At 74.6% G+C, this 6,122-nt stretch carries 5 protein-coding genes; 2 read left to right on the top strand and 3 right to left on the bottom strand.

What is annotated here, in order from left to right:
* Positions 1-23: 23 nt before the first annotated feature.
* Positions 24-227 carry an MbtH family protein gene (locus ACFWBD_RS16390; protein ID WP_385667255.1) on the top strand — a complete coding sequence of 68 codons (204 nt, stop codon included), beginning with the start codon at positions 24-26 and terminating at the stop codon, positions 225-227.
* Between the two features lie 73 nt (positions 228-300).
* Here the strand turns inward: ACFWBD_RS16390 and ACFWBD_RS16385 are convergent, their stop codons facing one another.
* The 3 genes from ACFWBD_RS16385 to ACFWBD_RS16375 all read right to left on the bottom strand — a co-directional run bounded on the left by ACFWBD_RS16385 (position 301) and on the right by ACFWBD_RS16375 (position 5,153).
* Positions 301-1,371, bottom strand: a complete 1,071-nt coding sequence (locus ACFWBD_RS16385; RefSeq protein ID WP_385667254.1) for an iron-siderophore ABC transporter substrate-binding protein — start codon at positions 1,369-1,371, stop codon at positions 301-303.
* A 102-nt stretch (positions 1,372-1,473) separates the two neighbouring features.
* Complete coding sequence (locus ACFWBD_RS16380; RefSeq protein ID WP_385667302.1) at positions 1,474-3,135, bottom strand: ABC transporter ATP-binding protein; 1,662 nt, start codon at positions 3,133-3,135, stop codon at positions 1,474-1,476.
* A 269-nt stretch (positions 3,136-3,404) separates the two neighbouring features.
* Positions 3,405-5,153 (bottom strand): ABC transporter ATP-binding protein, encoded by a 1,749-nt coding sequence (locus ACFWBD_RS16375; protein WP_385667253.1) that lies wholly within the window; start codon positions 5,151-5,153, stop codon positions 3,405-3,407.
* Between the two features lie 211 nt (positions 5,154-5,364).
* Between ACFWBD_RS16375 and ACFWBD_RS16370 the strand changes: the two genes are divergently transcribed.
* Complete coding sequence (locus ACFWBD_RS16370) at positions 5,365-6,120, top strand: cobalt-precorrin-6A reductase (protein WP_385667252.1); 756 nt, start codon at positions 5,365-5,367, stop codon at positions 6,118-6,120.
* Positions 6,121-6,122: the final 2 nt, after the last annotated feature.

Genomic DNA, 6,122 nt, shown 5'->3' with positions numbered 1-6,122 from the left:
CCCGGAGAGACAAGGACCCCGGCATGAGCAACCCGTTCGAGAACCCCGACGGCGTCTACCGCGTCCTCGTCAACGACGAGGGCCAGCACAGCCTGTGGCCCGACTTCGTGGACGTCCCGGCCGGCTGGACCGTCGCGCACGGCCCGGCCGCCCGCCAGGAGTGCCTGGACCACATCGAGGCCAACTGGACGGACCTGCGGCCCAAGAGCCTCGTCGACGGGTCCTGAGCCCGGCGGGACACGAGGAAGGGGGCGGGCCCGCGCGGGCCCGCCCCCTCCGTCATGCATGCCGTGGGACCGGTCAGGACGCCGGCTGCTCCACCTTCGTCGCCGTCTTGCCGTCCACCGCCGCCGCGAGCTGCGGCACCAGGCGGTCGAGGACGTAGGGCAGGCTCAGCACGGTCGACAGGGACACCGCGTTGCCGTAGTCGCCGCTCTCCTGGATGAAGACCTCACGGCCCTGCTTCACCACGTTCAGGTCGGAGTAGATCTTGTCGCTGTGCAGCTTGGTGACCGCCGTGGTGAGGTCCGGCACGATCCACACGTCGACGTCCTGGTCGAGCAGGTCGAAGCGCTCTTTGCTGATGTTGGCGCCGAACGTGTCCCCGATCACCTTGTCGAGGTCCTTCGGCAGCGAGAAGCCGAGATCGGACAGGATCCGCGAGCGGGTGTCCTGGCTGCCGTAGACGAACGTGCCCTCGTACGGGGTCGCCATCACGGCCGTGGCCCCGGCGAAGGCGGGGTTGGCCTTCTTGGCCGTCGCGAACGTGTCCTCGACGCCCGACACGAGCGTCTCGGCCTCGGCCTCCTTGCCGAGCGCCTTGCCGATCTCCTCGGTCTGCTGCTGCCACGGCACGCCGTAGTCGTTGTACGCCTTCGGCTGGGCGACCACCGGCGCGAACTTCGACAGGCTCTCGTACTGGGCCTTGGTCAGCCCCGAGTACACGGCGAGGATGAGATCGGGCTTCAGGGCGGCGATCTTCTCCACCTGCGGCCCGGTGCCGGTGTCGGTGAGGACGGTCGGCGCCGCCGCGCCGCCCAGCTTGTCCTCGGCCCACGGACCGACGGCGCCCTGGTAGCCACCGAGCCACTCGGTCGTGCCGACCGGCACCTTGCCCAGTGCGAGGACGGCGTCCTGGTCGGTGAGACCGACGGTGACGATCCGCTGGGGATCGGACTTGATCGTCGTACTGCCGTACTTGTGGTCGAGTGTCACCGGGAAGGCGCCGGCGGCGGACGACGAGTCCGACCCCTTCGCGCCGGAGGCCGGGGAACCGGAGTCGGAGTCGCCGCAGCCGACCGCCGCGACGGCGAGCAGGACTACGGAGGCGAGCAGGCCGGACAGCCGTGAGGCTCTGGTGGCGCGGGGCATCGGATGATCCTTCTGTTCGTCGCGGTGCTTTCGGCGGGGGGTGGCTGGATCCGGGGCGGGGGGAGGGCGGGCAGGGGTCTCGTCAGGGGCCGTCAGCGGCCGTCAGGGGTGGTCCGGGGCGGCGGAGCGGCTGCCGGACCAGGCGTGCCACAGGGTGGCGTACGCGCCGTCGGCGGTGAGTAGTTCGTCGTGCGTGCCGCTCTCCACGACCCGGCCGTCACCGAGGACGACCACCCGGTCGGCGGCGGCGGCCTGGCTGAGCCGGTGCGCGACGACGAGCGCCGTACGGCCCCGCAGGGCCTGCTCGGCGGCCTCGTCGAGCAGGCGGGCGCCCGAGCTGCCCGCCTCCGCGGTCGCCTCGTCCAGGACCACGACCGGAGGATCGGCCAACAGCAGGCGGGCCAGCGCGAGTTGCTGGGCCCGGTCGGCGGTCAGCCGGTGTCCGCCGTCGCCGACGACCGTCTCCAGGCCCTCCGGCAGCGCCTCGGCCCAGCCGAGGGCGCCCACCGTGGCCAGCGCCTCCCGCAGCTCCTCGTCGTCCGCCTGCGGACGGGCCAGCCGCAGGTCGTCGGCGAGCGGTCCGGCGAAGACGTGCACCTCCTGCGTGACGAGCCCCACCAGGCGGCCGGACTCGTCCGGTTCGACGCCGCCGATGTCGATCCGGCCGCTCTCCGGCCGGTGCAGCCCCGCCACCAGCTTCGCGAGCGTCGTCTTGCCCGCCCCGGTCGTGCCGACCAGCGCGACCCGTTCCTTGGGCCGGATCTCCAGGTCCACGCCGTGCAGCACCGGGCGGCCGGGCACATACGCGTGGGAGACGGCGGTCAGCGTCACGGACGGGGCACCGGCGGCGGTCGGACGGTCGTTCGCGCGCTCGGCGGACTCGGGCGCCGGCTCGTCCACCACCCCGACCAGCCGGGCCAGTCCCGCCGTCGCCGACTGGGCGTCGTCGAGCAGCACGAGCGCGGTGTTCACCGGTCCGAAGAGGCTGTGGAAGTACAGCGCGGCGGCCGTGGCGGTGCCGACCGACGCGGAGCCGGAGCGCACCAGCAGGAACCCGGTGACCAGGACGGCGCTGAGGCCCGCGTACTCGGCGATGTGCAGACGGCTGTAGAAGCGCAGCACCAGCTGCACCCCGCGCATCGTCAGTTCCACCGACGCCCGCGAGCGGTCGGTGACCCGCCGGGTGTGGCCGGTCTGAAGCCGGTACGCCCGCACGGTCCTGGCCCCGCCGATGGTGTCCAGCAACTGCTGCTGCTGGGCCCCGGTGGCGATACGCTCCTTGGCGTACAGGGGCACGGCGTTGCGCACGTACCACCGCGCGGTGTGCGCCTGCACGGGCAGGGCGACGAGCGCGGCGAGCAGGAACCGCCAGTCCAGCAGGGCGAGAGCGCCCAGGGTCAGCACGATCGACAGCGCGGAGCGCGCCAGCTCGGGCAGGGCGCCGCGCACGGCGTCGGCGACCCGGGAGACGTCGCGCGTGACGCGGGCGTTGAGGTCTCCGGAGCCCGCCTTCTCCAGCCGCTCCAGCGGCAGGGAGAGCGCACGCTCCACGAACAGCTCGCGCAGCCGGGCGAGCACGGTCTCGCCGAGCCGGGACACCAGCGACATGCCGAGCGCGGTCGTGACGCCCTGCACCACGGCGACCCCGGCCAGCGCGAGGACGGGCACGGTGAGCGCGTCGGGGGAGCGCCGCTCGGTGACCACGTCCACGATGTGGCCGAGCAGGGGCTGGGTGAGCAGCCCGACAGAGGTGGCGATCACCATCAGTCCGAACCCGGCCCCGGCCAGCCCCCGATGCGGCCGCAACAACTCACGCACCGCGGCCCGCGTACGAGCGGGACTCGCCGTCGGCAACAGAGCCCGCCCGGCCTCCGCGTGCGCGGCTTCCGCCTGCCCGGCTTCCGCGTGCCCGGCTTCCGCGTGCGTGGCTTCCGCCTGCCCGGCTTCCGCGTGCGCGTCTTCCGCGGGCGCGGACTCAGCCTGCCCCCCCTTCAGCCGTTCAGGAACGGGCTGGGCTCGCTCGGGTTGTGTGGTCACGCCAGCACCGCCGTCCGGTAGGTCGCGTCGGCCCGTACGAGTTCGGCGTGCGTGCCTTCGGCGCCGACCCGGCCGCCGTCGAGGAGGATCACCCGGTCGGCGACGGCCAGCAGCGCCGGGCTGTTGGTCACCACGACCGTGGTGCGGCCGCGCCGGAGCTCGCGCAGCCCCTCGGCGATGCGTGCCTCGGTCACCGCGTCCACGGCCGTCGTCGGATCGTGCACGACCAGGACGGGCGGCCCGGCGCGCAGGGCGCGCGCCAGCAGGACGCGCTGGCGCTGACCGCCCGACAGGGACCGGCCGCCCTCGCCGACACCGGTCGCGGCGCCGCGCGGCAGGGAGCGGGCCACCTCGTCGGCGTGGGCGGCGGCCATGGCGCGCTCCGTCCGGAGATCCGCCGCCCCGTCCTGCGCCCCGTCCATCGCCCCGTCCTTGGCCGGGCCGCTCCGCGGCTCCGCCTCCGGAGTCACGTTCGCGGCCAGCGAGCCGTCGAACAGCACGGCGTCATGGGCGGCCACCAGCACCGCCGCCCGCAGCCCCGCCGGATCGAGCCGGGTCAACGGCACGCCGTCCAGTTCGACCGAACCCGAGTCCGGGTCGGTCTCCCGGCCCAGGCAGCGCAACAGGGCCTCGGCGGAGGCCGGATCGGTCACGGCGATCCCGGTCAGCCGCCCGGCCGGCACATCGAGGTCGACGCCGTCGGGCCCGCCGAGCCGCACCCCGCGCAGCCGCAGCTCCCCGCGCACCGGGTCCGGCACCGGGGCGTCCCCGCCCACCACGGCGGGTTCGGCGGCGAGGACCTGCGCGACCCGGGCGGCCGAGGCCCGGCCCTGTGCCAGTTCGGCGTTGACCCAGGCGAACGTCTCCAACGGCCCCAGCAGGAACAGCGCGAGCCCTACCGCGGACACCAACTGCCCCAGCGTGAGCGCGCCGTCGAGCGCCAGTCGTCCGCCGACCAGCGCTATCAGCGCGATGAACCCACCGGTCAGGGCCAGGACGAGCCCGGTCTGCCAGGACTCGGCACGGGCCGCGCGCAGGGTGGCCGCGAGGGAGGCGCGGCTGGTACGGCGGTACCGCTCGACGGCCGCCTGCTGAGCGCCCAGCCCCTTCAGCACCCGAAGCCCGGCCACCAGGTCGGCGGCCACCCCCGAGGCGTGGGCGGCCCGGTCCTGCTCGGCCTCGCTGCGGCGCTCCAGCGGCTTGCTCAGCAGATGCCCCAGCCACAGCAGCACCGGCGTGCCCAGCAGCACGATCAGCCCGAGCGGCACGGACGTCAGCAGCAGCCACACGGCGCTGACGGTGATGCCGGCGACCGCCCATATCCCGCTCATCAGCGCCATGTTGACCGCGCCGACGCGCTTGGCGTCCTCGGTGGCGACGTTGGCCAGCTCGCCGGGCAGCCGTCCCTCCTCGGCGCCGCCGCGGGCGTCGAGCACCCGGCGCACGATCGCCAGTCGGAGGGTGTGCGCGGCCTCTTCGGCACCGCGCTCACCGGCCCGCGCGCCCAGCCGGAAGCTCCATGACAGCGCCACGTACATCACGGCCAGGACGGCCAGCCAGAGGGCGAGCCGCCCGGCGTCCTGTCCGGCCACGGCCTGGTCGATGACGACACCGATGAGCACCGGGACCAGCGCTTCCCCGAGTTGGTGCACACACCCGAGCGCCGCACCCAGACCGACGCGCCGCGCCTGCCCCCTGACCGAGCGCGTCAGGACGTCCCGCCCCGGCTGTTCCCCTGATCTCACCAGCCACCCTCCGGAAACCGGTCAACTTAGGCAAGGCTACTCTAAGTGAAACCGGGTGAGTCAATGCCTTGCCGGCCCGCCGACCGCGCGCGACGCTCCTGCCTGCGACGGTGGTCAGGCCGGGCCGGGGCCGGTGTGCTTCAGTGGAGCGCCGCGACCGTCCCCGGCCGCGCCGCTCGGACCTCGCATCGCGGAAGGGACCCGGACTTTCGTGCACGTACTGATCCTGGGCGGGACCACCGAGGCCCGTCGCCTCGCCGAACTCCTGGTGGCCGACGCCCTGCCCGGGCTCCGCGTGACGACCTCCCTGGCCGGGCGGGTGACCGCGCCCCGGCTGCCGCCGGGCGAGGTACGCGTGGGCGGCTTCGGCGGGGCCGAGGGGCTGGCCGCGTGGCTGGGCGAGCATGCGGTCGACGCGCTCGTCGACGCCACCCACCCCTTCGCCGGGACCATCAGCCGCAACGCGGCGAGGGCCGCGGCCGACACCGGTGTTCCCCTGCTCGCGCTGCGCCGCCCGGGCTGGGTCCCGGTGGCGGGCGACGTCTGGCACGAGGCCGCTTCCCTGGCGGAGGCCGCCGAGCTGCTGCCCTCGCTGGGCCGGCGGGTGTTCCTCACCACCGGACGCCTGGGGCTGGCCGCCTTCGCCGCCCTGGACGACCTGTGGTTCCTCGTACGGTCCGTCGAAGCGCCCGAGGCGCCGGCCCCGTCCCGCATGGAGGTGCTGCTCGACCGCGGGCCCTTCACCTTCGACGGCGAGCGCGATCTGCTGCGCCGTCACCGGATCGACGTCGTCGTGACCAAGGACAGCGGGGGAGCGGCCACCGCCCCGAAGCTGGCCGCAGCCCGTGCGGCGGGGCTGCCCGTGGTCGTGGTGCGCAGACCGCCGGTGCCCACGGGCGTCCGGGTCGTGGCAGGGCCGGAGCAGGCCCTGGAACGGCTCAGGGGCACCGAACGGGGAGCGCGGTAGCG

This window comes from Streptomyces sp. NPDC060002 (assembly GCF_042737245.1).
In the GTDB taxonomy this organism is placed as follows: domain Bacteria; phylum Actinomycetota; class Actinomycetes; order Streptomycetales; family Streptomycetaceae; genus Streptomyces.
This window is presented reverse-complemented; position numbering and strand designations above follow the sequence as displayed.

Bases quoted from the DNA above. Each gene is read 5' to 3' on its own strand.
- ACFWBD_RS16385 (WP_385667254.1), bottom strand. From the start codon at position 1,371: ATGCCCCGCGCCACCAGAGCCTCACGGCTGTCCGGCCTGCTCGCCTCC.
- ACFWBD_RS16390 (WP_385667255.1), top strand. From the start codon at position 24: ATGAGCAACCCGTTCGAGAACCCCGACGGCGTCTACCGCGTCCTCGTC.
- ACFWBD_RS16380 (WP_385667302.1), bottom strand. From the start codon at position 3,135: ATGGTGATCGCCACCTCTGTCGGGCTGCTCACCCAGCCCCTGCTCGGC.